The 24,830-nt window shown below is 67.4% G+C and carries 32 protein-coding genes; 12 read left to right on the top strand and 20 right to left on the bottom strand.

Annotated features, from left to right (window positions below; translation table 11 throughout):
* Window positions 1-590: 590 nt before the first annotated feature.
* The 3 genes from AB0300_RS18075 to AB0300_RS18065 all read right to left on the bottom strand — a co-directional run bounded on the left by AB0300_RS18075 (window position 591) and on the right by AB0300_RS18065 (window position 4,336).
* A complete protein-coding gene (locus AB0300_RS18075) occupies window positions 591-1,307 on the bottom strand; it encodes a class II aldolase/adducin family protein (protein ID WP_062633823.1) in 717 nt (238 codons plus the stop codon).
* Window positions 1,308-1,402: 95 nt separating this feature from the next.
* Complete coding sequence (locus tag AB0300_RS18070; RefSeq protein ID WP_062633824.1) at window positions 1,403-2,608, bottom strand: thiamine pyrophosphate-dependent enzyme; 1,206 nt, start codon at window positions 2,606-2,608, stop codon at window positions 1,403-1,405.
* 273 nt (window positions 2,609-2,881) lie between these two features.
* Window positions 2,882-4,336 carry an aldehyde dehydrogenase family protein gene (locus tag AB0300_RS18065; protein ID WP_062633835.1) on the bottom strand — a complete coding sequence of 485 codons (1,455 nt, stop codon included), beginning with the start codon at window positions 4,334-4,336 and terminating at the stop codon, window positions 2,882-2,884.
* A gap of 265 nt (window positions 4,337-4,601) precedes the next feature.
* On the opposite strand from AB0300_RS18065, the gene AB0300_RS18060 reads away from it, so the two are divergent.
* From AB0300_RS18060 to AB0300_RS18035, 6 genes are read left to right on the top strand one after another with little or no spacing between them, the layout of a single operon-like run.
* Window positions 4,602-6,044 carry a Rieske 2Fe-2S domain-containing protein gene (locus AB0300_RS18060; RefSeq protein WP_228164524.1) on the top strand — a complete coding sequence of 481 codons (1,443 nt, stop codon included), beginning with the start codon at window positions 4,602-4,604 and terminating at the stop codon, window positions 6,042-6,044.
* Entirely contained in the window at window positions 6,041-6,631 is a 591-nt protein-coding gene (locus tag AB0300_RS18055; RefSeq protein ID WP_062633826.1) for a 3-phenylpropionate/cinnamic acid dioxygenase subunit beta, read from the top strand. The genes AB0300_RS18060 and AB0300_RS18055 overlap by 4 nt, the downstream gene beginning before the upstream one ends.
* Window positions 6,628-6,972: a hypothetical protein gene (locus tag AB0300_RS18050; protein ID WP_085603657.1), complete on the top strand. Its 345-nt coding sequence runs from the start codon at window positions 6,628-6,630 to the stop codon at window positions 6,970-6,972. Before AB0300_RS18055 ends, AB0300_RS18050 begins: the two co-directional genes overlap by 4 nt.
* Window positions 6,953-7,147 carry a ferredoxin gene (locus tag AB0300_RS18045; protein WP_062633830.1) on the top strand — a complete coding sequence of 65 codons (195 nt, stop codon included), beginning with the start codon at window positions 6,953-6,955 and terminating at the stop codon, window positions 7,145-7,147. The genes AB0300_RS18050 and AB0300_RS18045 overlap by 20 nt, the downstream gene beginning before the upstream one ends.
* 10 nt (window positions 7,148-7,157) lie before the next feature.
* Window positions 7,158-8,396 carry an FAD-dependent oxidoreductase gene (locus AB0300_RS18040; RefSeq protein ID WP_062633832.1) on the top strand — a complete coding sequence of 413 codons (1,239 nt, stop codon included), beginning with the start codon at window positions 7,158-7,160 and terminating at the stop codon, window positions 8,394-8,396.
* Complete coding sequence (locus AB0300_RS18035) at window positions 8,393-9,232, top strand: aldo/keto reductase (RefSeq protein WP_005050739.1); 840 nt, start codon at window positions 8,393-8,395, stop codon at window positions 9,230-9,232. Before AB0300_RS18040 ends, AB0300_RS18035 begins: the two co-directional genes overlap by 4 nt.
* A 99-nt stretch (window positions 9,233-9,331) precedes the next feature.
* Here AB0300_RS18035 and AB0300_RS18030 read toward each other — a convergent pair whose 3' ends face one another.
* Together AB0300_RS18030 and AB0300_RS18025 are read right to left on the bottom strand one after the other, a co-directional pair.
* Window positions 9,332-10,156 (bottom strand): IclR family transcriptional regulator, encoded by an 825-nt coding sequence (locus AB0300_RS18030; protein WP_005050741.1) that lies wholly within the window; start codon window positions 10,154-10,156, stop codon window positions 9,332-9,334.
* A gap of 138 nt (window positions 10,157-10,294) precedes the next feature.
* Window positions 10,295-10,660: a hypothetical protein gene (locus AB0300_RS18025; protein WP_062633834.1), complete on the bottom strand. Its 366-nt coding sequence runs from the start codon at window positions 10,658-10,660 to the stop codon at window positions 10,295-10,297.
* A gap of 351 nt (window positions 10,661-11,011) precedes the next feature.
* On the opposite strand from AB0300_RS18025, the gene AB0300_RS18020 reads away from it, so the two are divergent.
* On the top strand, window positions 11,012-11,566 hold the full coding sequence (locus AB0300_RS18020) for a hypothetical protein (protein ID WP_005050743.1): 555 nt from the start codon (window positions 11,012-11,014) through the stop codon (window positions 11,564-11,566).
* Here AB0300_RS18020 and AB0300_RS18015 read toward each other — a convergent pair.
* Window positions 11,487-11,894 carry a hypothetical protein gene (locus AB0300_RS18015; protein WP_005050745.1) on the bottom strand — a complete coding sequence of 136 codons (408 nt, stop codon included), beginning with the start codon at window positions 11,892-11,894 and terminating at the stop codon, window positions 11,487-11,489. The genes AB0300_RS18020 and AB0300_RS18015 overlap by 80 nt on opposite strands.
* Before the next feature lie 178 nt (window positions 11,895-12,072).
* Here AB0300_RS18015 and AB0300_RS18010 point away from each other — a divergent pair, with 178 nt between their 5' ends.
* Window positions 12,073-13,350 carry an Eco57I restriction-modification methylase domain-containing protein gene (locus AB0300_RS18010; RefSeq protein WP_363381032.1) on the top strand — a complete coding sequence of 426 codons (1,278 nt, stop codon included), beginning with the start codon at window positions 12,073-12,075 and terminating at the stop codon, window positions 13,348-13,350.
* 268 nt (window positions 13,351-13,618) lie between these two features.
* Here AB0300_RS18010 and AB0300_RS18005 read toward each other — a convergent pair whose 3' ends face one another.
* From AB0300_RS18005 to AB0300_RS17985, 5 genes are all read right to left on the bottom strand, one after another.
* Window positions 13,619-14,044 (bottom strand): hypothetical protein, encoded by a 426-nt coding sequence (locus AB0300_RS18005; RefSeq protein WP_005050749.1) that lies wholly within the window; start codon window positions 14,042-14,044, stop codon window positions 13,619-13,621.
* A 35-nt stretch (window positions 14,045-14,079) separates the two neighbouring features.
* Window positions 14,080-14,481 carry a hypothetical protein gene (locus AB0300_RS18000; protein WP_005050751.1) on the bottom strand — a complete coding sequence of 134 codons (402 nt, stop codon included), beginning with the start codon at window positions 14,479-14,481 and terminating at the stop codon, window positions 14,080-14,082.
* Window positions 14,478-15,302, bottom strand: a complete 825-nt coding sequence (locus tag AB0300_RS17995; protein WP_047801722.1) for a hypothetical protein — start codon at window positions 15,300-15,302, stop codon at window positions 14,478-14,480. Before AB0300_RS17995 ends, AB0300_RS18000 begins: the two co-directional genes overlap by 4 nt.
* Window positions 15,302-16,930, bottom strand: coding sequence for a hypothetical protein (locus AB0300_RS17990; protein ID WP_005050756.1), 1,629 nt, complete (start codon window positions 16,928-16,930; stop codon window positions 15,302-15,304). Before AB0300_RS17990 ends, AB0300_RS17995 begins: the two co-directional genes overlap by 1 nt.
* A gap of 100 nt (window positions 16,931-17,030) precedes the next feature.
* A complete protein-coding gene (locus tag AB0300_RS17985) occupies window positions 17,031-17,267 on the bottom strand; it encodes a hypothetical protein (protein ID WP_043340519.1) in 237 nt (78 codons plus the stop codon).
* Window positions 17,268-17,360: 93 nt separating this feature from the next.
* Here AB0300_RS17985 and AB0300_RS17980 point away from each other — a divergent pair, with 93 nt between their 5' ends.
* A complete protein-coding gene (locus AB0300_RS17980) occupies window positions 17,361-17,894 on the top strand; it encodes a helix-turn-helix domain-containing protein (protein ID WP_005050761.1) in 534 nt (177 codons plus the stop codon).
* Window positions 17,895-17,899: 5 nt separating this feature from the next.
* Here AB0300_RS17980 and AB0300_RS17975 read toward each other — a convergent pair whose 3' ends face one another.
* From AB0300_RS17975 to AB0300_RS17955, 5 genes are read right to left on the bottom strand one after another with little or no spacing between them, the layout of a single operon-like run.
* On the bottom strand, window positions 17,900-18,652 hold the full coding sequence (locus AB0300_RS17975) for an HNH endonuclease family protein (protein ID WP_005050763.1): 753 nt from the start codon (window positions 18,650-18,652) through the stop codon (window positions 17,900-17,902).
* Window positions 18,649-19,125, bottom strand: coding sequence for a hypothetical protein (locus AB0300_RS17970; RefSeq protein ID WP_005050765.1), 477 nt, complete (start codon window positions 19,123-19,125; stop codon window positions 18,649-18,651). Before AB0300_RS17970 ends, AB0300_RS17975 begins: the two co-directional genes overlap by 4 nt.
* Window positions 19,125-19,427: a hypothetical protein gene (locus AB0300_RS17965; protein WP_005050767.1), complete on the bottom strand. Its 303-nt coding sequence runs from the start codon at window positions 19,425-19,427 to the stop codon at window positions 19,125-19,127. Before AB0300_RS17965 ends, AB0300_RS17970 begins: the two co-directional genes overlap by 1 nt.
* Complete coding sequence (locus AB0300_RS17960; RefSeq protein WP_005050769.1) at window positions 19,420-19,671, bottom strand: hypothetical protein; 252 nt, start codon at window positions 19,669-19,671, stop codon at window positions 19,420-19,422. The genes AB0300_RS17965 and AB0300_RS17960 overlap by 8 nt, the downstream gene beginning before the upstream one ends.
* Window positions 19,671-20,555: a hypothetical protein gene (locus AB0300_RS17955; protein ID WP_005050771.1), complete on the bottom strand. Its 885-nt coding sequence runs from the start codon at window positions 20,553-20,555 to the stop codon at window positions 19,671-19,673. The genes AB0300_RS17960 and AB0300_RS17955 overlap by 1 nt, the downstream gene beginning before the upstream one ends.
* Window positions 20,556-20,707: 152 nt before the next feature.
* Here AB0300_RS17955 and AB0300_RS17950 point away from each other — a divergent pair, with 152 nt between their 5' ends.
* Together AB0300_RS17950 and AB0300_RS17945 are read left to right on the top strand one after the other, a co-directional pair.
* Window positions 20,708-21,367, top strand: a complete 660-nt coding sequence (locus AB0300_RS17950) for a type IV toxin-antitoxin system AbiEi family antitoxin domain-containing protein (RefSeq protein ID WP_005050774.1) — start codon at window positions 20,708-20,710, stop codon at window positions 21,365-21,367.
* Window positions 21,300-22,418 carry a nucleotidyl transferase AbiEii/AbiGii toxin family protein gene (locus tag AB0300_RS17945; RefSeq protein WP_236969047.1) on the top strand — a complete coding sequence of 373 codons (1,119 nt, stop codon included), beginning with the start codon at window positions 21,300-21,302 and terminating at the stop codon, window positions 22,416-22,418. Before AB0300_RS17950 ends, AB0300_RS17945 begins: the two co-directional genes overlap by 68 nt.
* 5 nt (window positions 22,419-22,423) lie before the next feature.
* Here the strand turns inward: AB0300_RS17945 and AB0300_RS17940 are convergent, their stop codons facing one another.
* Window positions 22,424-22,642, bottom strand: a complete 219-nt coding sequence (locus tag AB0300_RS17940) for a histone-like nucleoid-structuring protein Lsr2 (RefSeq protein WP_082157160.1) — start codon at window positions 22,640-22,642, stop codon at window positions 22,424-22,426.
* Here AB0300_RS17940 and AB0300_RS17935 point away from each other — a divergent pair.
* Window positions 22,570-23,013 carry an SDR family oxidoreductase gene (locus AB0300_RS17935; RefSeq protein WP_082157159.1) on the top strand — a complete coding sequence of 148 codons (444 nt, stop codon included), beginning with the start codon at window positions 22,570-22,572 and terminating at the stop codon, window positions 23,011-23,013. The genes AB0300_RS17940 and AB0300_RS17935 overlap by 73 nt on opposite strands.
* An 85-nt stretch (window positions 23,014-23,098) precedes the next feature.
* On the opposite strand, the gene AB0300_RS17930 is transcribed toward AB0300_RS17935, so the two are convergent.
* The 3 genes from AB0300_RS17930 to AB0300_RS17920 are packed head-to-tail and all read right to left on the bottom strand — an operon-like array spanning window position 23,099 to window position 24,510.
* Window positions 23,099-23,491: an SDR family oxidoreductase gene (locus AB0300_RS17930; protein WP_005050794.1), complete on the bottom strand. Its 393-nt coding sequence runs from the start codon at window positions 23,489-23,491 to the stop codon at window positions 23,099-23,101.
* A 51-nt stretch (window positions 23,492-23,542) separates the two neighbouring features.
* Complete coding sequence (locus AB0300_RS17925; RefSeq protein WP_005050795.1) at window positions 23,543-24,208, bottom strand: N-carbamoylsarcosine amidohydrolase; 666 nt, start codon at window positions 24,206-24,208, stop codon at window positions 23,543-23,545.
* On the bottom strand, window positions 24,205-24,510 hold the full coding sequence (locus AB0300_RS17920) for a hypothetical protein (protein WP_005050797.1): 306 nt from the start codon (window positions 24,508-24,510) through the stop codon (window positions 24,205-24,207). The genes AB0300_RS17925 and AB0300_RS17920 overlap by 4 nt, the downstream gene beginning before the upstream one ends.
* Between the last annotated feature and the right edge of the window lie 320 nt (window positions 24,511-24,830).

The following is a 24,830-nucleotide window of genomic DNA, read 5'->3' as shown; positions in this document are numbered from 1 at the left end:
GAGGCGGTGATACTCCCCGAGATCACCGCCGCCTAAACTAACGACAGCTGATCATCGCAACGAAGCGAAAGACCACCACTCAAACGGACGCGGCCCTACCGGGAGTCGAAGGTCCGAGTCTCGGAACGGCACCGGCGCCAGGTTGTCGTCGAGATCACGTTCGCTTCCCCCCATGACCTCATCCGGTGGGAGGACAGTAAGGAGCGGCAGGCGCACCTGCAACAGGCCGTGCCGCTCACGATCGGGCAGGCCCGTCCACTGACTCCGGACGCCCTCACCGGTGCAATCCCGACGGCCGGTCCCGCGCGCCCGCGGTGGTGGACGGCGCGATAACGCTGCACCCGAGCGCCCCGCCGAGACGATCCGGCGGGGCGCTCCCGTGTCCACCCCCCGGCCCGTCAAATGTCCGACCCCCCCTACTACTGTTGTGTGTGTCAGATACACAACATGGCGCGAGCCGTTAGGCGCGGGCGGCGTGTGCCGGCATGCCGGACCGCCCCACCAGGGGCGAACGGCCGGCTTCGCCGACGCGATGACGCGCCGGCCGCGAGCGGGCGGATTTGCTCAGCGCGCCTGGAGGAGGCGCGCTTTCAGACGCTCTCCCCGCGCCTGGCGTTGGCTCTCCAGATCTCCCAGGCCCTCGTGAGCTGCCCGTTGTTGGATTCCGCGGCCGCGGCGCCCTCTTCTGCGGTGAGGGCGGTGTAGCCGCCGAGCTGACCGGCCGTCACCTGTGCTCGGGCGTTGAGGTCCGCGTAGACCGCGCGGGCGACCGCCTGCGGGATCGAGTCGCCCACGGCGACGAATCCGTGTCCTCGCATGAGTGCGACCGCCGCGCCCCCGAGGGTCGCAGCAAGGTCCGCGCCGAGCGAACCGCTGCGGATCAGCAGGTCGCTGGAGGACCCGACGCTGTCACGGATCTCGAAGACCGGGACCGCTTCGCCGAGGAAGCCCGCCATGTGCCACACCGCCTGCAGAGGCGTCCTGGAGATGCTGAAGGGCACCATCGACGCGGAGTGGCTGTGGACAACGGCCTGGACATCGGCGCGTGCCCGGTAGATCTCGCCGTGGATGAATCGTTCGAGATAGCTCGGTCTGTCGTCCGCGGTCGTCCCGTCCAATCCGATCACCTGAATGTCGTCGGGCGTGACGAGGCCGGGGGCCAGGTTTCTGGAGATGAGGAACCTGCTCGGGTCGTCGGGGTCACGGACGCTCACGTGGCCGAAAGCATCGAGGATGCCGTGGCGGACGAGAATGCGATTCGCATCGACGAGATCCTCTCGAACCCCTAGTCGATCACCAGTTGACATCCTTCATCGCTCCCTACTGCAGACGTACGTGTCGCTGTCAGCCCGAACACGCGGCTCACTCACCGTATACGGCGCTGTCACTCCTGCTCGACATCTCACGCGAACGCCTGCCCGAAGACCCGGACATCGCCCATCGCAGACGCGACCTGGATCAGCGTCGGCCCATCCTCGGCGAACGCGGCGGCGAACGCGCTCTCGAGCTCCTCCGGGTTGGACGCCCGCCAAGACTTCAGTCCCAGGCTTCGGGCGTACGATGCGTGGTCGATCGGGGGCCGGAAGGTCCAGCGCATCGCATCCTCTGCGCCGGGCTCTCCGAGCGAGCTGCCCATCGCTCCCGTCACGGTCGCGACGTCCCGCCAGCCCCCGTTGTCGAGGACGAGGTAGACGACCGGAACGTCGTACGCGGCAGCGGTGTGGATCGCTGTGGAGTTGAACATGAACCCGCCATCGCCGAGGACGGCGATCACTCGACGATCGGGACGAGCCATCTGGATGCCGACCGCCGCCGGCGCGCCCCAACCCTGAGCACTCGCCTTCCCCGAGAGGCCGAAATACGTCCACGGTGCGCCATAGTCGACGAGTGTGTCGATGAAGCCCTCCGCGGATCCGCACTGGTTGACGACGATCGTCTCGGAGCCGCCGAGGCGATGGATGAGGTCCGCGATGTGGGCCGCCGATACCGCGCCATCAGCCTCGCCGAGCAGGCGCGACCGCAAGGCTTCGCGGCCCGCTTCCCAGCGCTCTCTGAGCCCTCGCACCCGCCCGCCCGAGCTCACGGGTACCGCTCCGCCTTCAGCGAGGCGATCGGCGACCGCATCGAGCAGGCGCCCGGGGTGGCTGAGGATGCCGACCTGACCTGCGTACTGCCGGCGCAGAGCGAGCGGGTCCACGGTGACCTGCACCACGAGGCTGTCACCGAAATCCGGCAGGGGCATCGCCAGCCCCTCGGTGAGCTCGGCGCCGAGGAGGACGACGACGTCTGCGCCCTCCAGTGCAGGGCTCGATGCGGTCAGCTTGCCGACGTACCTCGGATTGGTGTTCGGGAAGGCGAGGTCGGCGCCCTTGATCTCCCCGAGCACGGACGCGTCCACCAGGTCGGAGAGCCTTTCCAGCGCGGCAATCGCACCGTACCGCGCGACCTCTGTCCCCACCACGATGACCGGACTGGCCGCCGTCCTGAGAATCTGGGCGAGACGCTCTACCGCATCCGGATCGAGCGCCTCATGCAGATACTCGGTCACCGGTCCCGGGGTGAACTCGATCTCCTCTTCCAGAAAGTCCATCGGAATGCCGAGGTGCACCGGACCGTAGGGAGGGGTGGAAGCGATCTGGAACGCTCGCTCGAGGAACTCCGGAAGCCGCTCCGCCCGGGGGATCTCAGCCGACCACTTCGTGTACTGCTGTGTCGCCTCTGTGATGGCCCGGGGAACGTTTTCGGCGCCCAGGCATCCCTGCAGGCGGCCTTCGCCTCGACGGGGTTTGCCCGAGGCTGACGGGAACAGCGCCTCCCAGCACCGCCGGCATGGATCGCGCCGCGCTTGCTGCGACGACGTACAGCGCGCAGCGCTGCCCCCCTACGAGAGCAGAACGGTCACGGTCTTCGTCTCGGTGTACGAGATCAGTTCGTCGAGGGACTCCTCGCGGCCGATCCCCGAAGCCTTCACCCCTCCGAACGGCAGTCCCCAGAAGTGCCGGCTGCCACTGTTGACGAGGATGTAGCCGGCCTCGATCTGCCGGGCGACGACGTGGGCGCGCGTGACGTCGCGCGTCCAGATGCTCGAGGTGAGCCCGTACTGGACGCCGTTGGCGATCCGTACGGCCTCCTCGTCGGCGTCGAAGGTGGTGACGGAGAGGACGGGGCCGAAGATCTCGTTCTGCTCGACGAACGACCCGGGGCTGACACCGGTGAGCAGCGTCGGCTCGACGAACCACCCCTCATCGAGGCCGGCGGGACGGCCGCCGCCCGTCGCCACGGTGGCACCCGCCTTCCTGCCTTCGGCGATGGCGCTGATGGACTTCTGGAACTGTGCCTCCGACACGAGCGGGCCCATGTCCACGGACGGGTCCAGCGGGTCTCCCACCCGGATCGCGGCCATGCGCTCGGCGACCCGGCCGATCACTTCGTCGGCCACCGAGGAGTGCACGAGCAGGCGGCTCGTCGAGCCGCAGCTCTGTCCGGCGACCCACGTGAAGTTCATACCCGCGACGGCACCGGCCGCAGCCGCCTCCAAATCGGCGTCGGCGAAGACGATCTGAGCGTTCTTTCCGCCCAGTTCGAGCGACACGTGCTTGACTCCGGTCTCGGCTGCATCCCGCTGGATCGATTGCCCCGTCGCGGTGGACCCGATGAAACCGATCCGGCGGACCTCGGGATGACGCACCAGCGCGCGTCCGGTCACCGCGCCGCGACCGCTGACGGTGATCAACAGATTGTCCGGGAGGATCCCGACCGCGAGCTCGGCCAGGCGCAACGAAGACAGCGGCGTCTGGTCCGGGGCCTTGAGGACCACGGCGTTGCCGGCGACGAGGGGCGCGGCGACCTTCGCCGCCGCGAAGAAGAAGGGATGGTTGAACGCACCGATACGCGCGACCACTCCGTAGGGCACCTGCATGGTGTAGTGGAGGTTCGTGCTCACCGGAATCGTCCGGCCACCGAGGTCGAGCGCCATGTCGGCGAAGATCTCCATGAGTTCCGCCGCCGCGTCCACATCGCCCCTCATCATCGAGAGGGTGAACCCGCCGTCCAGTGCGTCGAGAGTGGCGAGCTCCTCACGGTGCTCTCGGATCGTCGCAGCGAGTTGCCGGATCACGGCGGCCCGGGCTCGGGGCGGCATCGCGCCCCAGGCCGGCTGCGCAGCCTGCGCCGCCGCCACCGCGCGCCCGACCTCCTCCTCGGAGAGGTCGGGGGCGGAGGTCAGGGGACGCCCGGTCGTGGGGTTCTCGACCTCGTAGCGCGCGGCACTGGCCCACGGCTTGCCATCGAGAGTGACGGTCCATTCCCGGTCTGCGACATCGGTCGACGGGCTCATCATTGACTCCTCGTTTCCAGCAGAAGCGGTTTCTGTGTTCCAGAGGAGCATGCCCACCCTCTGGGACGGGAGGATGGTCCTCGCAGCCGCGACGCATCGCCTCCTCCTCCGAGCGCGGCCGCGAAGGCCTTCCTCGGGCCCACTTGACGTAAGGCGCGCGTGTGTGGCAGAATCAATTTCTGCACATCAGAAACTATGCCTCGGCCCGCTTCGACGTGCGACGTCGGAGCGGTGTCGAAGCATTACACTACGGATAGGCGCGACGATGAGCACTTCCAGCATGACGATCTACGACGAGATCCGTCGCGGAATGATACCGGCGTACATCTACAACGACGCGGAGATCTTCGCGCGCGAACGAAAGAACCTTTTCAGCCGCGCCTGGCTGTTCGTGGGCCACGAGTCCGAGATTCCTCAGGCCGGCGACTACGTCGTCCGGCGAATACTCGACGACTCGTTCATCATCGTCCGCGACGAGAAGGGTGAGATCCGCGCCCACTTCAACATGTGCCTGCATCGCGGCATGCAGGTCTGCCGGGCCGAGATGGGGAACGCCTCGCACTTCCGCTGCCCGTACCACGGGTGGTCCTACCGCAACGACGGACGCATCGTCGGACTCCCCTTCCACGAGGAGGCCTACGGCGGCGAGGCCGGGTTCAGCCGAAAGGGCGCACGGCTCCTGCCGGCGCCGAACCTCGGTATGTACAACGGCCTGATCTTCATCAGCATGGACCCGGATGCGCCGAGCCTCGAGGACTACATCGGCGACTTCAAGTTCTATCTCGACTACTACACCCGGCAGAGCCCCAGCGGCATCGAGCTCCGGGGCCCGCAGCGGTGGCGCGTCAAGGCGAACTGGAAGATCGGCGCCGAGAACTTCGCCGGCGACATGTACCACACGCCCCAGACGCACACCTCGGTCGTCGAGATCGGGCTGTTCCGCGAGCCGAAGGCCGAGAAGCGCAAGGACGGCAACACATACTGGGCCGGCAACGGAGGCGGCACGACCTACAAGCTCCCGCCGGGCACGCTCGAGGAGCGGCTGCGGTACGTCGGCTACCCGGACGAGATGGTCGAGCGGATGAAGGCGACCTGGTCTCAGGAGCAGCTCGATGTCATCGGCCGCGACGGGTTCATGATCTCCGCGGCCTCGCTCTTCCCGAACATGTCCTTCGTCCACAACTGGCCCAAGGTCGAGGAGGGTTCGGACGAGGACGTGCTCCCGTTCATCTCCATCCGGACGTGGCTTCCGATCAGCGAGGACGAGACCGAGGTGTACTCCTGGTTCGCGGTCGACGCTGAGGCTCCGGAGGAGTTCAAGGCACTGTCGTACAAGGCCTACCTGATGTGCTTCGGGTCGACGGGCATGTTCGAGCAGGACGACGTGGAGAACTGGGTCTCGCTCACGAACACGGCGAAGGGATCAATGGCGCGGCGCCTGCTCCTGAACAGCCGCATGGGCATCCTCAAGGATGGATCGCCGGTCGTCGAGCCGCTCGGCCCCGACCAGTTCGCCGGCCCCGGCGTCGCGCACGTGGGCTACGGCGAGTACAACCAGCGCCATCTGCTCCACCGCTGGGCGGACTACCTGGAGTCGGAGTACGAGGGCGTCGACTTCCGTGCCCTGTCGATCGGCGGCGAGCCGCCACTGGATGTCGAGCCCCGACCTGCGGGCATCACGAACAATGGTCAGAAGGTGGTCCGATGATCGAGGAGACCGGCAAGGCAGTTTCCGAAGTCTCCCGGCTTCGCAAGTCGTCAACCCTCGCCGACCGGGTGGGCTCGTCCCTGCCCTTCACGAGCGAGCTGCACGCCACGATCCATCGCTGGCTCGTCGAAGAGGCCTACACTCTCGACCAGCAGCGGTATGAGAGCTGGCTGGACATGCTGACGGAAGACATCCACTACGTCATGCCCGTCCGCGTGACCACCGCACTCGGCACGCCCTTCAGCACGTCCCCCGGGATGGCGCACTGGGACGAGAACAAGTACTCGCTCAGCCGGCGCGTCGCACGGTTCCTTACCGAGCATGCCTGGACCGAGGACCCTCCGTCCCGGCTGCGTCACTTCGTGACCAACGTGCGGGTGTTCGAGACCGACGTGCCCGGCGAGGTGCTCGCCGACTCCGCGATGCTGCTGTTCCGCAGCCGAGGAGACGTGAACGAGCCGTCGATCATCTCCGCCCACCGGGAGGATGTGTTCCGTGACGTCGGAGGCGAGTACAAGCTCGCGCGCCGCGTCATCCTCGTCGACGAGTCGGTGCTGCGCACCCAGAACCTGGCGATCTTCCTGTGACCCTGGAGTGGGAAGGCGCCGACGTCGATCGGGCCGCCGCGATCGCCGCCGCCGAGGAGCGCGCACGTTTGGTCGCGCGCACCGTCGGCGAGCCGCTCACGATCGCCAACGAGTTCTCTGAGATCACGGTGAGCCGGGTCGAGACCCGCAACGGGACGCGTCTGCTCATCGACTCTCCGAAATCCGGACAATGGATCGCACTCGACCCGCTCGAGCTGGAGGCGCTCACCTGGCAGACCGTCCAGACGTTCTCAGCGATGATCGGGTCGCCGTACGCGCCCGTGTTCCCCGACCCCGACCCATCATCAACGAGGAATGACCATGGCCACGGTGAAGGCTGACCTCTCCCTCTGCCAGGGCTACGCGAACTGCGTCGTGGCCGCGGGAGACTACTTCGACATCGACGACGACGGCAAGGTCGTGCTCTTGCAGCTCGAGGTGCCGGACGCGGAGCGCACTCGCGTCGAGGAAGCCGCCCGAAGCTGCCCGGTCTCGGCGCTGTCTGTCGAGGGTTGAGCCGATTCGCATGTCTCACGTCGTCGTCGTCGGTGCTTCCGTCGCCGGAGTCAAGCTCGTACAGAATCTTCGTTCGGAGGGGTTCACCGGCGCGATCACGCTGGTGGACCAGGAGAGCCATCCCCTCTACGACCGTCCCCCGCTGTCGAAGAAGTACCTCAGCGGCGCCGCATCCGACCCGGAGATCGCGCTGACGACGGCGGAAGCGCTCGAAGGCCTGCGGGTCGAGACCCGTTTCGGCGTCGCCGCGACCGAGCTGGATCCTGCCGGCAAGACGCTGACGCTCGCCGACGGCAGCGAGCTGACCTACGACATCCTCGTCATCGCGACGGGTGCCCGAGCTCGCCGAACCCCGTGGGCTTCCACTCCCGGCGTCCACGTGCTGCGTACCCGCGCCGATGCCGACGAGCTGCGCAAGGAGCTCGTTCCGGGCCGCCACCTCGCGGTGGTCGGCGCCGGATTCATCGGCGCCGAGGCGGCCGCCACAGCGCTTGCGGCCGGTGTCAAGGTCACCATCATCGAACCGATCGGTGCTCCGATGGGCCGGGCGATGAATATGGAAGTGGGCGGTATCTTCGCGGAGAAGTACCGCAGGGAGGGTGCTGAGCTACGCTTCGGCGTCTCCGTCGAGAACGTCGAGCGCACGGGTGACCGCGTCCAGGTCACGCTCACCGATGGCGCGACGCTGGATGTCGACGCTGTCCTGCTCGGTATCGGAGCGGTCGTCAACACGGAGTGGCTCGAGTCGTCGGGCCTCGCGCTGGATAACGGTGTCGTCTGCGAAGGCACGCTTGCCGCCGTCGGCGTCTCCCACGTGTATGCGATCGGCGACGTGGCACGATTCATGAACCGACGGCATCCCGACCCGATCCGGTTGGAGCACTGGACGAGCGCGACGGATCAGGCGCTGATTGTCGCGCATAACATCGCTCACCCGGATGACCTGCGCAGCTACGACCCGACGGAGTATGTGTGGAGCGACCAGTACGACTGGAAGATCCAGATCGTCGGGCATACCGGATCTGATCACTGGACGATGGTGGGCGACCCTGCGCAGGACCGCTTCGCCGTCGTGTACGGCGAGAGCCAAGGGCAGGCCGAAGGTGCCGTCATCGTGAACTGGCCGCGTGCCCTCGTCGACGCCCGCCGCTCGGTCGCCTCGCGAGCGAAGGCGGACGAGCTGATACATCGGCTGCGCGCCCTCCTCGAGCCCTCGAGCACGGCTCCGGCGAAGGCGGCCGCCCGATGAGAGCTGACGACACCACCCTCCCCCTCCTGCACGGTCACCGCATCCCGCGAATCGGGGTGGGCACGTGGCCACTCACGGGAGACGAGTGCGCAACGATGGTCGAGAAGGCGGTCGGCTACGGTTACCGCCTGTTCGATACGGCGTACAAGTACGCGAATGAGGAGGCCGTCGGTGCCGGTCTGCGTGCATCGGGCATCCCTCGTGACGAGGTCTTCATCACGAGCAAGTTCAACAAGGAGGACCACAGCGTCGAGGGAGTGCAGCGCGCGTACGACCGATCGCTGAAGACCCTTCGCGTCGACTACCTCGATCTGTTCCTGATCCATTGGCCGGTTCCGGCCCTCGACCGATACGTCGAAGCGTGGAAGGGTCTGGTGAGACTGCTCGAAGAGGGACGAGTGAAGGCGATCGGCGTCTCCAACTTCAAGTCTCACCACCTTCAGCGCGTCGTCGACGCGACCGGTGTCGTCCCCGACGTCGATCAGATCCAGCTCAGCGTCGACATCGCCCGTGTCGAACAGCGCAGCTTCCAGCGCGCTCACGGCATCCTGACCGAGGCGTGGAGCCCGCTCGGACGCGGAGGAGCCCTGCTGTCCGATCCCGCGGTGACCGCGATCGCGTCGAAGTATGACAAGTCGCCCGCACAGGTCCTACTGCGCTGGCACATCGAGGAAGGGATCGTTCCCGTCCCGCGCGCCGGCGATGAGAAGCATCTCGCGCAGAACATCGACGTCTTCGATTTCACGCTCAGCTCGGAGGATATGGCGACGCTGAGTGGGCTGGATCAAGGCGAAGAAGCCGCCCGCGACCCGGACGATCCGGCCAACGGGCACTGAGGCCCACGGCGGCGGGTCGGTCGCTCCCGCAGCCACGCTCATCAGCGGCGTGTTCGCGTGCGCAGCGCATCCATGGGCGCTACGACGACCCGGGCCGGTTCACCCCAACAGTTCGGCGAGGCGGATCGCGGCGTCCTGCAGTGACCGCGCTAGGGACTTGACCTTGCCCGGCGGTAACCGCTGCACGGGCGCGGAGGCGTTGATCGCCAGTCGCAGTCCCGACGAGACGTGGACCGGGACCGCGACGCTCGCCACGCCGTCCTCGCTTTCCTGCCGATTCACGGCATAACCGTCCAGTCGTGTCCGAACCAGTTCGGCGACGAGTTCGTCTCGGGAACGTATGGAGTTCGGTGTGACGATCTCGAGCTGCTCGTCCGGGTACAGCCGGAAGAGCTGCTCGTCGCTCAGCTCGGCAAGCAGCGCCTTGCCGGTCGAGGTGCAATGCGCCGGCAGGGTCTTGCCCAGTCTCGAAACCACGCGCACGGCCACATCGGGCTCGGCAACGGCGAGGAATCGGACATGGTTGCCCTCGAGCGTGCCCAGGTGGCAGGTCTCACCGAGGGCGGCGCTGAGGTCCTCGAGGATCGGCTGCGCCAGTCTCGGGACATCCATCCTGCGCAGCACCGAGAAGGCCACCGTCGTCAGCGCCGGGCCAGGGCCGTAAGCCTTGGTCACCGGGTTCTGCCGCACGAAGCCGCGCCATGCCAGCATCGCGAGAAGTCGGTGCGCGGTCGAGGTCGCCACCCCGAGGAGGGCACCGGCGTCCGTGAGCCGCAGCTCGTGCTCCTCACCCAGCAGCAGGATCAGCTTCAGCGCGTTGTCGACCGACTCGATCGGATACTGGGGTGGATCGCCCGGCGACCCGAGCTGTCGATTCTGCACGGCAGAAAGCTTACTTGCAACGTGGGCGCGCTCCTCCTGCACCGCGCGCTCCGATGCCGACCCGACAGGCGGGAGGATCGTCTCCGCGGTGCCACTGCAGCCCGTGCCACCCCACGCCGCCCGCGTGGCTCCCTGTGACGGCCCCGACGGCCCAGGCGCTCTACGGTCGGAGCAGGACCTTCAGGCTGCTGGACGCGTCGCGGGACTGCTCGAAGGCGGCGGCGGCATCGTCGAAGGCGAACTCGTGGGTCGCCAGCGGCGACAGATCGATCCCCTGGGCGTCGGACGCCTGACGATCGACTCGAGGACGGCCTCGTACTCGCGATGAGCGATGGCGAACGACTGCGGGTGCCACAACTGATAGATGTGTAAGCAGCGTTCCGGGTAGGAGTCCACTACCCGCCCCAACGGGATGTCTGCACGCGCGACGCAGCAGCGGAGGAACGCGTGGTGCGCCACCAGCCAGGCGCCCATGTCACCGACTGCCAGCGCCGCATCCATTAGCGTCCCGTACTCGCGCGAAGCGCCGATCTCGGAGCGCAGCATCCGTCCACCGTCCGGCGCGCGCCTAAGGACTCCAGCTGAAGCCGGACACCGTAGAGCTGGTCGACCTCTTCTACGTCCGGGTGATACACCGTCGCTCGGCGATGGTATCGGCCTCGTTTGAGCCTTTCTTCCCGCAGCAAGCGAAACGCCTCGTGCAAATGACCTCCCCGTCGATCCAGGTCTTTCAACTTTCCATCCTGCGTGAGGCGGCAGTGGCGGTGACACTCCACTGCTCGGAAGAGCACTATTTCGCGCTATTGATCCGGACCCCGATGGTCGGAAGCTGTTCAGTGCCGCGTCATCGGCGCAATACGCTGGGAGACGGGGCTTCCTCTGCCCCGGGAGGACACCATGCAACCAGATAACCTCACGGTCACGGCTCGGGTGGCGCGCACAGCCGTCCCCGGGCGGCTGGACGATCTCACCGAGTGGGCGCATGGTTTCACCGGCCGGGCCCAGTCGTTCCCCGGCTACCGGGAGTCGAAGGTCCGAGTCTCGGAACGGCACCGGCGCCAGGTTGTCGTCGAGATCACGTTCGCTTCCCCCCATGACCTCATCCGGTGGGAGGACAGTAAGGAGCGGCAGGCGCACCTGCAACAGGCCGTGCCGCTCACGATCGGGCAGGCCCGTCCACTGACTCCGGACGCCCTCACCGGTGCAATCCCGACGGCCGGTCCCGCGCGCCCGCGGTGGTGGACGGCGATTTTAGTGTGGATCGCGCTGGTACCGCCTGCCATGTTCAACGCCTACTTCATCGCTCCGCTCCTGACCGGCCTGCCGCCGTACCTCCAGATCCTATGTACGACGCCACTGACCGTCGCGTGCGTCATCTGGGTGATGTTGCCTCTATTGCACGCGCTCGAGGAGAGCATCCGCCACTGGCTCGCGTGGCGGCGCGGGCGCTGAGCGTCTGCCCCATTAGGCGCTGTCGCGGCGGGCAAAGCCCTCTCCGCTCCCTCTTGTCAATCTTGCCTACCTTGGTGAGGGGCATGTCGTCGACGGCGATCAGCCGCTCGGGGTGCTTATGCTTAGCCACCCCGGCGGACTCCATGGCGGCGCGGATCCGTTCGAGCCCGAGCGGGCCGCCCTCCTTGAGACTCACGTAGACGCATACCCGCTCGCTGAACACGGGGTCGAGCATCGCGACGGCGGCCGCTAGATCGAAGCTGTCATAGCGGTAGACGAGGTCCTCCACCTCTTCGCACGAAATCTTCTCGCTGCCTCGGTTGATCATGTCGAGATGTAGCCATCCTCGGTGAAGGACCGCGCGTTCGTCTCAGGTGCGCGGTAGCATCCGCGCGGGGTGTAGCGGATCGGTTTCCTGCTCGAGCATAGATCGACGGCTCATCAGATGCCTCCAGAGTTCTTTTCGTCGGTTATGTCGGTGTGGTGATCAGCGGCGGCGCTGGCGCTTGCCGCCCCAGAACGCGCGGACTGCCATGGTGATCGCTTCGTCTTTGGTGAGGCGATCACCACGGGCCGCGGCTTCGTCGCGTGCCTGGTTGATGTACTCGAAGACGTCCGGAGGTAGTCGGAAGGTCGCGGGGTGTTTTTCGATGCGCTGGACATTGTACGGGCCGCGCTTCTTGCCGGTGCGGGGCGACGTGTCACACCCCAATCAGGGCGGCTTCGACGTCGTCATCGGCAACCCACCCTACGTCAACCGGCGCGAGCTCAGCTACCGCATCACCGGCTTCGAGACAGACAACGTCGACGACATCTACGCCTCCTGCTGCGAGCGCTCGGCGCAGATCACGCGCCCGGATGGCCGGCTCAGCCTGATCGTTCCCATCCGCAGCCAGTTCGCCGATCGCGACGAGTCACTGCGGAAGTTCTACGAGCGGCGGTTCGATGCGATCTGGGTGAGCACCTTCCAGGAACGCCCGGCTGCCCTGTTCCAGGTGAAGGTGCGCAGCACGATCATCACCGCCGCCGGGTATGGCAGCGTCTCCGAGCTGCACACGACGCTCACCCACAGCTGGATCGAGGCGTTCCGTCCGCATCTGATGGCGACACTGCGGTATTCGCTTCGGCCCGCCGGCTCGCGGACCCCGAACTGGATGCGCGCCAGCAGCGACGCGATGTTCGAGCTGATCGACACGCTGCTTGCGAAGGGCACGATCTCCTCGACGCCGCTTGTCCGTGTGAGCGACTACTCCGTCGGTTTCAAGAAGACCGCCACGTACTTCCTGAGCACGTACACGGTGCCGCCGGTCACCTACGACAAGACCACGCACGCCACGGTGCCCCTCAACGAGGGGAAGCTGTTCGTTCAGAACCGGAAGGACCAGCTCGCGGCCAGCGCGATCGCGGCGTCGCGGCTGGCGTTCCTGTGGTGGACGTTCACGGGCGACTGCTTCAACGTCACCAAGGGCACGATGTCGCAGATCCCATTCTCCCCGCACGCTTACGGGCAGGACACGTTCGATGCTCTGGTGGAGCTCGGCGAGAGGATCGAGGAGGCGCTGCCGGCCGTGCGCTCCTGGGATCTCAACTCCGGGAAGTACGTGGGCGGGTACGCGATCCCCGAACTGCGTCATCTCACCGGTCAGGCCGACGAGATCATGCTGGAGGCGATCGGCCGCATCGATCTGCTGCCGGAGATCCAGTACGCCCACGCCCGGATGTACAAGAGCACCGGGATTTCCGCGACGACACTGCGAAAGTTGCCGTTCGAGGTCGAGGTGTGACGCGCGACATCCGCACGGGTCCTTTGCCCTCGAGCGACTGCGATCGTTCGTCCGGGTCAGGATCCTCTGAGTGATGGATATGACAGGTAGGCGCTACCGGATGAGTTGACCCATCTCCCAGTCGCCGAGAGGGATCGTCCGACAAGTTCTGTCAGCGGTCCAAGCGGGACGGTGGCGGTCAGGTTGATCATCGCCGCACAGCATAGAACGCGTTCTCGAACTCGATGGGCGGGACGACACACCGACAGCGGTGGGGTGCCTACCCTTCTCAGGCGGAGTCACGGAGCGAGGTGACAAGCTCCGCGGGGAGGGCAAAGACCTTCTCGAGCAACGGGAGAAGGTCCCGGACTGCCTCGAGGTGCTGCTCTTCGGTCAGATCGTCGATCGCCGGAGGCTCGTCGCCAGTCCAGCCGATCGCTTCCGCCACGATCGTCAGGGACCAGGAGTCCCACCTGAGCCGCCCCTCGGATCGCAGCTGCTCCCGGAACTGACCGAGCACGCCCACGGGCTGAAACGCATTGCGATCGCGCGCGAGCTCGTCGCGAACGTACAACATCGCCGTTTCGAAACCGAGCAGGAACGTGTGCACTCGCTCGAACGTGACGGGCTGCCCGATATACATTCCGGATCGCTTCACGAATGCCTCGGCGATCGAGTAGACCGGCAACTCGGCCGGCCCGTTAGTTTCACTCATCTCGACTTCCCTGCCAGCAGCTCAGGAGACGGTCATTACCCGCGGCGCCGTTTGCGGCCCCAGTAGGCGCGAAGCGCAACGGTGACGATCTCGTCCTTGGTGAGGCGGTCGCCGCGGCTGGCTGCATCCTGCTTGGCCCAGTCCATCAGTTCAAGCGCGTCGTCGGGGAGACGGATCGAGACGGGCTTCTTCTGGACGTAGACGACGTTGTAGGGCCCCCGCTTCTTCTTCGCCGGCGGTGGCGTCTCCGCCTCGGCCGACTCAGGAGGCGTCGCGCTCGCCGCTGCCGGCTTCTGGCTTGCGCGAGGTGCGCGTGCGGGTGCTTCGGACGTCGCTGCCTGGTCGACGTCGCTGGTGACTTCCTCAGCGGGGGGCGCGGCCTTGCGTGCGCGGGGCTTCGCTGCAGCTGTGGGCTTCTTCGGGGCGGCCATGGTCACTGACCACCTCCTCGGTTTCCACGGCGGCGAGCGCGGCGCTCCTCGATGCGCCGCTTCTCTTCCATGCTGATGAGCTCCGCCGGCGACAGCGAGCGGGGGCGGCGAGTGCGGCCGCGCTCGGCCTGCCTCTGGTACTCGGTCGTCTTGGCCGTGCTGACGACGTTGAGGGTGACGCCGGTGATGGTGTCGCGGCTGGTGTCGAGGTTCACGTATCGGTTCTTCGACTCTTCGCGGAACCAGCCGAGGGCGTCGCCGCCGTTCTCGTGGATGCGCTTGAGCATCGTCGAGGCGTTGTACGAGTTGACCTCCATCACGCGGCCGTTGGAGAAGGTCAGGTGGGCGGTGATCTGCTTCTGCTTGTCGTGGGACTGGCCCTTGGCGGCGTTGCGGACCTGCTTGATCAGTTCGGCGTTCGCCTGCTCGCGGCCCTTCGCGGTGCGGCCCTTGGGGATGCGCATCTCGATGTACCGGTCGCCCCCGGTGGCGTATGCCACGTCGACGCGCAGCCGACCACCCTGGCGACCCTCAACGTAGGTGCCGCTGAGGTCTTCGGGGATGACGGGCTTGGCGCCGGCCTTGCCTCGCACGGGGGCGATCGAGCCGTCCTTGCGCCGGCGCCGCGGCGGGACGTGGGTGAGGCGTCCGGTGTCAGCGAGCTCCTGGAGCGCCTGGCGGTAGAGGGCGCCGCTGGTTTCGCCGTTGAGGATCTTGCGGACCATTCGAGGCGAGCGGTGCAGCTCCTCGGCGATCTCGGCCGTGCTGATGCCCTTGCGCCGCAGATCGCGGATGAGGTCTTGGGCGGTGCGCTGCTGGTCAGCCATCAGCCCTTCTCCTCTGCCTGCTCGAGCGCCTTGGCGATGCCGGCCCGCTCGGCACGTGCTTTCAGCGCGTCACGCTGCCGCAGCGTCTCCGGCGTGATGAAGGATCCGTTGAGGTAGCCCTGCAGGCGCAGGCGCCCGGTCTTGCCGTCGTCGCCGCCGCCGATGAACCGGTCCGGCAGGGACCACGCCGGCAGCTTGGTCGTGTAGATCGCATCACCCTGGATGCCGATGAGCGTCGAGGGGTCGACCGTGAGAGCACCGGAGGTGTAGCCGCCGAGGGAGCTGGGGCCGTGGAGGACGCGAGCGCGTGCGCGACCCCAGACCTGGGCGGCGAGCTCCGGGTGGTAGAAGCTTCGGGTGCGGTCGTTCGGGCGCGACGGGATGCGATAGATCCAGAGGTTGCCCTGTCGCAGCATCTTGGCCCTGTACTCGGGCGGGACGTCATCGGGCGACGCGGCGACGCGGGTCTCGTCGCGGCCCGCGGCGGCGAATGCACCGATCGAGTGCAGCATGATGTTCCGCAGCGCGGCGAGCACAGCGCGGCGCAGGTCCGGGTGCATCTCGTCCTGCAGCTGGACTCGCTCGCGGGCGCGCGTCATGCGCTCGGTGAAGGTGTCTAGAGGCTTGGCCTTGCGGAACACCACGGCCTCGTGAGGGCGGATCTCCCACCCGTGCTTGAGGGCGACGTGGATCTCGCTGCCGTCGGCCCAGGTGTCGTGCACCGCTCCGGGCCGGTTCGGATAGAACCAGCCTTCGCGAACGTCCAGGTGCTTCACACCGAGCAGGCCAACGTGGTTCCAGCCCTGAGGGACGCGGAACCGCACGTGGAAGCGGGCGCGCGCGTAGGGGTCTTGCTCGAGCAGCTCGTACGCGGCGGCCTGGTTCAGCCGGATCGCGGGGCCGATACCGAGCTCGCGCCCGACGCCGGCGAACATGAACCGGCCGTCGACGTAGGCGAACTCGCTGATCTTCTTCGTCTTGGCCGGGTCGATCAGCGGGACGCAGTCCTCGTGCTTGGCGAACGACTCCCCCGCGACCAGGTGGTCGTAGTGGTGCAGGCCCGAGGTGAAGTGGATCTCCTGGGCGATGTCGTCTTCGACCGGCACGGGGTTGATGTTCTTCGGCAGCGACAGCGCCCACAGGTTCGTTCCGGTGGCGGCAGGGCTGTTGAACAGGCGCGCGTTCTCGTCGGCGTGGCGAATGATCGACGCGGTGACGTTCCAGGCCAGACGAGCCTGGGCAGGGGTCAGCGGCCCGTCGCCGAACCACTCCTCCGCGGTGCGGACTTCGATCTTGAAGCCGGTGACCGCGTGCTCGAACCGACCGGTGGGCGGGCCGTTGTTGACCCAGTGGGCTCCGGGCTTCCAGTTCGGGGTCTGGACGTACAGCCAGTGCCGCACGCCAGGCGCAGGCTCGGGGCGCTTCCCGGTCAGCATGATGCGGTTAGCGCCGTACGAGGCAGCCGTGTCGAGCAGGTCCGTCAGGTTGGGGTTCTTGCGGCGCTCGCCGATGACGGGGCGAACGGGCGTGCCGGCGTCGGTGACGCCTTGCCCGGTGGTCTGGTCGACCCAGATCGTGGGCACGTCCTTCGGCGTCCACGGCTTGGGTCGGTAGTTCAGCTCGTCCATCTCACCCCCTCATTCGTCAGGTTATATTAGTCAAGAGTGCTTGAAAATTGCAATCAGATTTCGCAGTCGACGGGCGCTCCATGAAGGTCTGGCGGGGTCGCTAGGACGCGAGGCGGCCGCCGTAAGAGCGCCCGCGTCCGTGGTAGGACTTCTGCGCCTTCCGCAGCCCTTCCTCGGTCATCCCCAGCAGGAGGGCGATCTCTCGCTGGGTCAGCTCGGCCGCGCGCGCCTCGTCGACGACTTTGCCGCGGCGTTCGCGCAGCTCGTCCGCTTGCGCGAGCTGCTGGCCGATGCGACGGAGCTCCTCACGGATGGCGTCCGCGTCCTTGTTAGCCATGCGCCCCAGCATCCCCAACCAAGTTGGGTCTGGTTGCCGCGGCGCGCCGTAACCGCGAAAGTGGTTATATTCATCCAGCTGAGAGGAGCGCTGATGACCGGACGGCACCTCACCACGGCGGACGTCGCCGAGAAGCTCGGCGTGTCCGTCGTCGCGGTCTACAAGATGCGCTCCATCAGCAACAAGCTGCGCAGAGCCGGCCAGGAGGGTCCTCTGCTCCCCGAGCCGGTTGCCATAGAAGGCAACTCCCCGCTCTACGACGAGGCCGCGATCGACGCATTCGCGCAGGAGCGCGCGCGCAGGGCGCCCTCGCAGCGCGGCCGCCGGCCGCGACTGATGCCGGGACTGGCGCGCGATGCGGCTTTCGCGGAGCGGTTGCGGGCGGCGATCGCGGACGGGGCGGGGGCGCCCGAGGTTCCCACGCAGGCGGCTCTGATCGACCTGCTCGGCTTGAACGTCGTCACGTTCGGTGAGCGGATGCGAGGGCGCACCCGCTGGACCGACGCCGAGCTCGAGGTGATCAGGCGCACCCTCGGTGTCGACACGACGGATGCGAACGAGGTCGTAGACCGCGCTCGCGCGGCCAAGCGTCAGGCGCGCGCGGCGAGATCCCACGCGGGTTCGTAGCGGCTTCACGACATGCTCCCGCTCTCGTCGCTGGCTTGCTGGGCAGCGCAGGTTGAGAGCGTGTCCACGAGCGCACCGCGGTCGGCTTCGTCGACCGCGAGGTGCCAGGTGTCGACGATCTCCGTGTAGCGGGCGACGTAGGTGCACACGTAGTCGGCGTTCGATGGCAGCCACAGGGCTGGCCCGTGGTCGTTCTTGGCCGCATTCGTGTTGCCATCGACGGCGACGATGTTGTCGAACGAGTTGGCGAACTGAATGCGCTGCTGCTCGGTCCACGCCCACGCGCCCCCGGCGTGCGCCGCCGAAAGGCTGACGATGTGGTCGATCTGGACGCCGGAGCTTCCCGGGGCTCCAGGGGCGGCGATCCGGTCGTGCTCGAACTCAATGCGTGTGCCCGTGTACGGATCGGGGTCGAGCACGCCGGAGAGCACCGTGCAACCGTCACGGACGACGTCCTGCAGCTGGACGGCGAGGAGATCGTCTCGCTGATCGCAGCCGTTTCCCTCGATGTCGATCCAGCGCTCGCCGAACGTGGCGCGGCGATACTCGGGAATCTCCTCGGTGGGATCGATCAGCGGCAGCTCCTGCGCGACTGCGGCGAGCGCGGTGTAGTCGTAGGTCGGGTCCGGGGCGGGTGCCTGCGGGCGCGTCCATGTGTCGATCCAGGAGGTGATGCCCAGCTGGTGGGCGCCGAAGCCGAGCGCGAGAGCTGCGACCGCGGCGAGGGCTGTGCTGGCGCGGCGGGTGCGTCGGTTCATCTGCGCTCCTTTGCCTGTGCGGTGTCGGCTTGGTCGAGCAGCAGTATGGTTCGGGCGATCTGGGTGCGTGCCTCGTCGATGACCTCGAGGGTTTCGTCGTCGGCGTCGAGCTCTGAGAGTGCGTGGCTCTGGCGGCGGAGCTGGTCGCCGAGGTGGAACATGCCGGCACTGAGGAGGACCTCGGCGAGCGCGGCCGCGCGGGCGCCTTGGTGGTCGGCGCTGACGGCGAGGTCGTCGATGATCTCGATGAGGGTTGCGCGGGATCCCATCGTTGGGTCTTCTCCTGGAGTGAGCTCGCGGAGCGCTTCACGGTTGAGCAGCGTCTGGAAGAGCCTGTGCATCCGTTGGGTGAGGGGGCGGCCGTCGCGGCGGGTGCAGTTGAGCGCGAACTCGCGGAAGCTCCATCGGACGGTGACGGGTGTGCCGGTCTGGATGGTCATGGCTTCCTGGAGGCGCACGGCGATGTCGGTCATCAGTGCTCCTCGGTTCGGCCCAGGTGGGGGATCTGCTTGAGGTGGGCGCCGCGGCCGTTGCCGAGCTGGGGGGAGATCGCGCAGCTGGGCAGGTGCAGTCTCGCGTTCGGCCCGTGGCCTGCTGCCGCGTGGGGTGTGGGCTGCCGCGTTGGCCGGGTGTGCCGGGCGCCTCGCTGAGTCAGCGGGAGGGGGTTGAAGCGCAGCGACAGGGCCCAGCGATGGCCGCCGAGCGCGCGGACGACCCGCAGCCACTCTCCCTCTTTGGTGGAGTCGATGGTGAAGGTGTTCGGCTGGTCAGACATCTGCGGCTTCTTTCGGTGCGAAGGGGCTGTTCTTGGCGTCGCGGAGCATCTGCCGGGTGATCGGCTCGGTCTCCTCGAGCGAGGCGAGCGAGAAGTAGTGGCGGCGGGCGCGGGCCGCTTCGGTGCAGGTGAGCAGCTGGCGGTTGCCGTGGTTCGGGCATCCTCCCTTGCTGCGGCATCCGGCCAGGTAGCCGGCGGTGGTGCCGTGCAGGGCGGCTTCGAGGATGTCGAGCGTCTTGCTCATCAGGCGGCCTGCCGGAGTCCGAGGTCGTCACGGTCGCGGTCGATGGTGCGGACGTCGACGCCGAGCAGGTCGCTGAGCTGGGTGAGGCTGAGTCCGCGTTCGGTCCCGCGTCGGGTGGCTTCGAGGCGCTCGTCTCGGGTGAGGCGGACGTTCTGGCCGGCGAGAGCGAGCTCGATCGCGATCTCGTCGAGCAGGGGTTCCTGCCCGGCTGTGGGCGGTGCCGGGTCGGTGTCGATGTCGTCCCAGGCCAGCGGCGGCAGCCAGCCGTGCCGGCGTGCGACCGTGAGTGCGTAGGAGCGGCCGACCCGCTGCGCTCGGGTGTGGGTGGGGGGCTGCTGGTCCCAGAGCTCGTCGTAGAGCGCGGCGATGTCGTCGTGGACACGGATGTCCACGTAGGCGCCTTCGAGTGCCTTGTTGACCTTCCAGCGCGGGTAGCCGAGTCGGCGTGCGATCTCGTGGTGGTTCCATCCGATCGCGGCCAGAGCCTGGAGGCGCCGGCGGGTGCCGCGGCCGTTGACTCGGCCCTGCGCGGCGAGAGTGCTGCTGTCGGGGGTGACTGCGAGGAGTTTGCGGGCGGTGGCGCCGGTGACGAACCGTGCCGTCTCGCTGTTGAGCAGGCGACGGACCGTGGCGCCGCCGACGCCGGCGCTGATGGCGATCCGTTCGGGGATCATCCCGGTGTCGACCAGTGCCTGCAGGTGCTGCCGGATCGGCTCGATGGGTTGGTGCGCGTCCTGGTATCGCCCGTAGGCCAGGAGACGGTAGCGGTCGCGGCGGCGGCGCGCGTTGCCGTCCATGCAGGCGCGGCACCCGCAGAGGTGGACGACGTAGCAGGTGGAGGTCAGCCCGTGCTTGTGGTCCGGCGGGCAGGTGTGGGTCCGCATCTTCTCCTCCTCACAGATGGTTATATTCCCGAATATAACCCGTTCCCGAGGGTTTGGAACCCCCTCACTGCTAAGGGGTGGCCCCAGAGGCTCGAAGTCGACAATCTGAACGAGCTACAACGTTTGTTGCGGTTTCTCGCTACACTGTGCGCATGGCAGGATCAACTTTCGCTCGTCTGGGCGAGCTCGCGTCACAGCGTTGGGGCCTGGTGACCACCGCCCAGGCGCTCGAGGCTGGCGTGGCGCGCCCGACCCTGACGCGCCTCGCCAACAGCGGCGCGCTCATCCGCGTCGCGCGCGGCGTCTACCGCCTCGCCGGCGCGCCAGAGCACGAGCAGGAGGCGATCCTCGCGACCTGGCTCGCCCTCGGCGGCGCCGACCGTCCCCGCACAGACACCGGCGTCCCGCCCGTCGTCGCCGCAGGCCAGACGGCCGCGCAGCTGCATGGCATCGGCGACTGGTTCCCCGGGCCACTCGAGTTCGTCGTTCCCACCCGCCGCGGTACCCGCCTGGACGGGGTGCGGCTCCGCACCCGCGAGCTCGCGCCCACCGAGGTGGTCTCCGTCGACGGGATGCCGACCATGAGCGTCGAGCGCACGATCGCCGACCTGATCGAGCAGTGGGTCGACCGCTCCCTCGTCGCCGATGCGCTCGCCGACGCCGCGGACGCGGGAAAGCTGCTCTCCCCCGCCCGCCTGACCGAGTATCTGGAGCCGCTGGCCAAGCCCAACAAGTACCCCTCGGGTGCCGCGCTCGCGGCTGATCTGCTCGCTCTTGCGGGCGTCGACGCGGTGGTGCCGGCCGATGCCTGAGCCCGACGGCTACAAAGACTGGACGGGGCTTGCGCAGGCGATCAAGGCGGCCGCGACGAAGGCAGCCGGTGACGGCGCGAGCGCGCTGGATGTGAATGCGCAGATCGTGCAGGCACAGCACGATCGTTTCCTCAGCCGGGTCTTTGCGGAGGGGGAAGAGTCCGAGTGGCTGCTCAAGGGCGGCACGGCGATGCTCGCCCGGGTGCCGAAGTCACGGTCGACGAAAGACCTGGATCTGGCCTCGACCGGCGCCGCCGATCTGGATGCCGCGCAGCAGGCGCTCGAGCAGGCAGCCGCGCGTGATCTCGGCGACCATGTGCGGTTCCAGCTCACCCGTGCCCGTGCGACCGGGCGAGGAGAGAACCAGCCGGGTGTCGCGACCCGGCGCCTGGTGTTCACATGTCTGGACGCGAACACCGGCCGGAGGATCTCCGACATCCCCATCGACGTGGTCGTCGGCCCTCCCCCGGTCGGCCGCGTCGAGACGATCGAGCCGTCGACGCGGCTGCAGCTGGGGCGGCCGGTCCCGTCGCACCCCTACCGGCTGTTCCCGATCTCCGATCAGGTCGCGGAGAAGGTCACTGCGACGATGAGCACCTACAACGGCCGCCCCAGCAGCCGCGCGAAAGACCTGGTGGACATCGTCACCATTGCACGCACGCAGCGCGTCGACCTGCGCGAGCTGCAGATGGCCATCGACGCGAAGCGTGCACTGTCAAAGCTCGACTCGTTCACTACGTTCACGGTCCCGGACGGTTGGGACGGTCCCTACCGGGTGCTCGCGGCCGGCACGCCCTCAGCCGGCGGGATCACCGATCTGGGTGAGGCCGTGGCTCTCGCGCGTCAGCTGATCGATCCCGCGCTCGCCGACGCGCCCGTGCAACCGGGGACGGTCTGGGTCCCTGGCTCAGGCTGGACACAGAACCCTCCGCCGCCGGAGCCGGGCGGCAGCGGATCCCCTTCGGGGGAGGTCCACGTGCGCGCGCACGTGCGCTCCGGTTATCCCGTCACGGAGCACTGGCGCGCAGCGCGCGGCTCAGCCCAGGAGTGACCGCGTCAGTGCGCCGCGTCGTACGCCTCGAGGATGGACGCGGGAACCCTGCCGCGATCGCTGACCTGGTGTCCGTTCTGACTGGCCCATTCACGCACCGTGTTGAGATCGGCCCGTCCGCCCCGCGACGTCCTCGCCGGACGCCGGGTGGCTGCGCCGATGCGGCGCGCGCTCTTGGCCCAGGCCTCGAACTCGAGATCGATCTCGAGTTGCTTTCCGTCGATCGCGAAGGTCGCGGGATCGAGCCGCTCGCCAGGTCGCGCACACCACCGCGAAGGGCGGCGTCATCGCGATGACGAAGTCGCTCGCTGCGGAGGGCGCCCGCTACGGCGTCCGCGCGAACTCGATCTCGCCTGGCTTCGTCAGCACCCCGGCGACGGACAAGGCGGTGGATGCGGAGGGCAAGGCCTGGCAGGTCGGCAACGCGCTCATTCAACGCCCCGGCACGGGCGAGGACATCGCGTACATGCCGCTCTACCTGGCCTCCGACGAGTCCTCTTGGGTGACCGGACAGAACTACAGCGTCGACGGCGGCGCGACCGCCGGGTGGCGGAACGACAGCGAGACGGACCGACTGGCCGCGAAGAACGGCTGACACGCGGGTCGCGGCGCGACCGGTGACGGACGTGAGGCACGGTGTCAGCTGACACCGTGCCTCCCGTCCGTCGTGGCCACCTCGTCTAAATCGCGAGGTACCCGCCGTCGACGGCGAACTGCGCGCCGGTCGCGAAGGCGGCCGCGTCGGAACCGAGCCACGCGACCATCTCGGCGATGTCGTGCGGCGTGCCGAGTCGGCCGATCGGGTGCTTCGTCAGCAGCGCGTCCTTGAAGCCGGGGTAGGTCTCCTCCAGCGCGTCTATCATTGGCGTCTGGATCACCCCGGGCAGCACTGCGTTCACGCGGATGCCTTTGTCGGAGTACTCCACCGCGGCGGCTCGGGTGAGGCCGATGACGCCGTGCTTCGACGTGACGTAGGCGGACTGGTGGGCGATGGCGACCTGCCCGAGGGACGAGGCGGTGTTGATGATGGATCCGCCGCCCTGCGCCAGCATCTGCGGGATCTCGGCCTGCACGCCGGTTCAATATTCCGCACAGAGGAAGTTGGCCCCACGGCGTTACTGCAGTCAATCGTTCTGTTGCGCAAGCCCCCGCAGGTAAGCACGTGCGTCGTCGAGGCTGACGACATCGCCGTACTTCGCGTCGATGTCAAAGAGGCTGGCCAGGTGCGGAAGGGCTGCCCGGTCGCCGACTGCCTCTTCGACGACGATGGTGTGGAAGCCGTAGGAGCAGGCGTCAACCGCCGAGGCGCGCACGCACCCACTGGTGGTGCAGCCGACGATGATGATGGTGTCGACACCCCGTGAGATCAAGCGTGCGGCGAGATCAGTTCCGAAGAAGCAGGATGCGTACTTCTTCACCAGGGTCATCTCGTGGGGCAGCTGGCCCAGCCTGCTGTCGACCTCCACCCATTCGCTGCCCTCCACCAACAGGTGGTTGGACGGGATCTTCTTGATCCAGAGCCCCGCCTCCTGCAATTCGGTGTCGTACGCGACCGTCGAGAAGAAGATGGGGATCTCGAGTTCACGGGCGGGGACGAGTAAGGCATTGGTGGCGGCCAGCTGTGACTCCAGTTCGCCTGACAGGGGCGAACGGCTGTCCGTGAATCCGGTGATCAAGTCGACGATCAGCAGCGCCGGCTTCTCGCCGTAGCCGATCCGGCCGCCCAATCCCTTGGCCTTGAACTCGTCGCGCAGCCGTGCGTACTCATCGATCAGCTCCGTATTCGTCACGAATCGGCTCTCCTGTTCCCCGTCGACTGATAGTGCGCCGCGATGGCATCGCTCGTCGTCACCCAGACACCATCGTGAGACGTGATGTGCTCGAGGGCCCGATCAAGGTAGCGGTGGCGGAACGGCTGGCCGACGATGAACGGGTGCAACGGCAGCGACATGACGCGACCCGAGTGCTCGGAGTCTGAATAGAGCTGATCGAACTGGTCGATCACCGCTTCCAGGAACTGCGGGCCGGTATAGCTCTTACTCACGAACATCGTCACATCGTTGAGTTCTATCGTGTAGGGAACGCTGAACATCCCGTCGACGTTCAGCGGATACGGCTGATCGTCGTTCGTCCAGTCCAGGACGTAGTCATACCCCAGCTCCCGAAGGATCCGGCTGCAGCATCGCGGTACCGCCGAAGATGCTCGTGGAGGGCTTGTCGATCTGATAGTGCTCGATGTTCAGCCCGACATAGAACGCCACTCGGGCCCCATTCGGCCACGAAATCGTCGGTCGCTCCGTGATCGGGCTGTAATCGAAGCGGAAAGTGTCAAGGCGGGTGAGACAGATTCCGTCAGGCGGTCTGTATGAGGGCCTCCTGTGAGGGCTGGTTGATCCAGGCGGCCTCGGGCAG

The sequence above is a fragment of the Microbacterium sp. NPDC078814 genome, assembly GCF_040702645.1.
Taxonomy (GTDB): Bacteria; Actinomycetota; Actinomycetes; order Actinomycetales; family Microbacteriaceae; genus Microbacterium.
Note: the sequence above shows the minus strand (reverse complement) of the source record. Positions and strands in the feature narration are given on the sequence as shown.

Excerpts from the sequence above, each read along its gene's own strand:
- AB0300_RS18075 (WP_062633823.1), bottom strand. The coding sequence starts at position 1,307 with ATGTCAACTGGTGATCGACTAGGGGTTCGAGAGGATCTCGTCGATGCG.
- AB0300_RS18065 (WP_062633835.1), bottom strand. The coding sequence starts at position 4,336 with ATGAGCCCGTCGACCGATGTCGCAGACCGGGAATGGACCGTCACTCTC.
- AB0300_RS18060 (WP_228164524.1), top strand. The coding sequence starts at position 4,602 with ATGAGCACTTCCAGCATGACGATCTACGACGAGATCCGTCGCGGAATG.
- AB0300_RS18055 (WP_062633826.1), top strand. The coding sequence starts at position 6,041 with ATGATCGAGGAGACCGGCAAGGCAGTTTCCGAAGTCTCCCGGCTTCGC.
- AB0300_RS18045 (WP_062633830.1), top strand. The coding sequence starts at position 6,953 with ATGGCCACGGTGAAGGCTGACCTCTCCCTCTGCCAGGGCTACGCGAAC.
- AB0300_RS18040 (WP_062633832.1), top strand. The coding sequence starts at position 7,158 with ATGTCTCACGTCGTCGTCGTCGGTGCTTCCGTCGCCGGAGTCAAGCTC.
- AB0300_RS18035 (WP_005050739.1), top strand. The coding sequence starts at position 8,393 with ATGAGAGCTGACGACACCACCCTCCCCCTCCTGCACGGTCACCGCATC.
- AB0300_RS18025 (WP_062633834.1), bottom strand. The coding sequence starts at position 10,660 with ATGCTGCGCTCCGAGATCGGCGCTTCGCGCGAGTACGGGACGCTAATG.
- AB0300_RS18020 (WP_005050743.1), top strand. The coding sequence starts at position 11,012 with ATGCAACCAGATAACCTCACGGTCACGGCTCGGGTGGCGCGCACAGCC.
- AB0300_RS18015 (WP_005050745.1), bottom strand. The coding sequence starts at position 11,894 with ATGATCAACCGAGGCAGCGAGAAGATTTCGTGCGAAGAGGTGGAGGAC.
- AB0300_RS18005 (WP_005050749.1), bottom strand. The coding sequence starts at position 14,044 with ATGAGTGAAACTAACGGGCCGGCCGAGTTGCCGGTCTACTCGATCGCC.
- AB0300_RS17995 (WP_047801722.1), bottom strand. The coding sequence starts at position 15,302 with ATGGCTGACCAGCAGCGCACCGCCCAAGACCTCATCCGCGATCTGCGG.
- AB0300_RS17990 (WP_005050756.1), bottom strand. The coding sequence starts at position 16,930 with ATGGACGAGCTGAACTACCGACCCAAGCCGTGGACGCCGAAGGACGTG.
- AB0300_RS17985 (WP_043340519.1), bottom strand. The coding sequence starts at position 17,267 with ATGGCTAACAAGGACGCGGACGCCATCCGTGAGGAGCTCCGTCGCATC.
- AB0300_RS17980 (WP_005050761.1), top strand. The coding sequence starts at position 17,361 with ATGACCGGACGGCACCTCACCACGGCGGACGTCGCCGAGAAGCTCGGC.
- AB0300_RS17975 (WP_005050763.1), bottom strand. The coding sequence starts at position 18,652 with ATGAACCGACGCACCCGCCGCGCCAGCACAGCCCTCGCCGCGGTCGCA.
- AB0300_RS17970 (WP_005050765.1), bottom strand. The coding sequence starts at position 19,125 with ATGACCGACATCGCCGTGCGCCTCCAGGAAGCCATGACCATCCAGACC.
- AB0300_RS17965 (WP_005050767.1), bottom strand. The coding sequence starts at position 19,427 with ATGTCTGACCAGCCGAACACCTTCACCATCGACTCCACCAAAGAGGGA.
- AB0300_RS17960 (WP_005050769.1), bottom strand. The coding sequence starts at position 19,671 with ATGAGCAAGACGCTCGACATCCTCGAAGCCGCCCTGCACGGCACCACC.
- AB0300_RS17955 (WP_005050771.1), bottom strand. The coding sequence starts at position 20,555 with ATGCGGACCCACACCTGCCCGCCGGACCACAAGCACGGGCTGACCTCC.
- AB0300_RS17950 (WP_005050774.1), top strand. The coding sequence starts at position 20,708 with ATGGCAGGATCAACTTTCGCTCGTCTGGGCGAGCTCGCGTCACAGCGT.
- AB0300_RS17920 (WP_005050797.1), bottom strand. The coding sequence starts at position 24,510 with ATGTTCAGCGTTCCCTACACGATAGAACTCAACGATGTGACGATGTTC.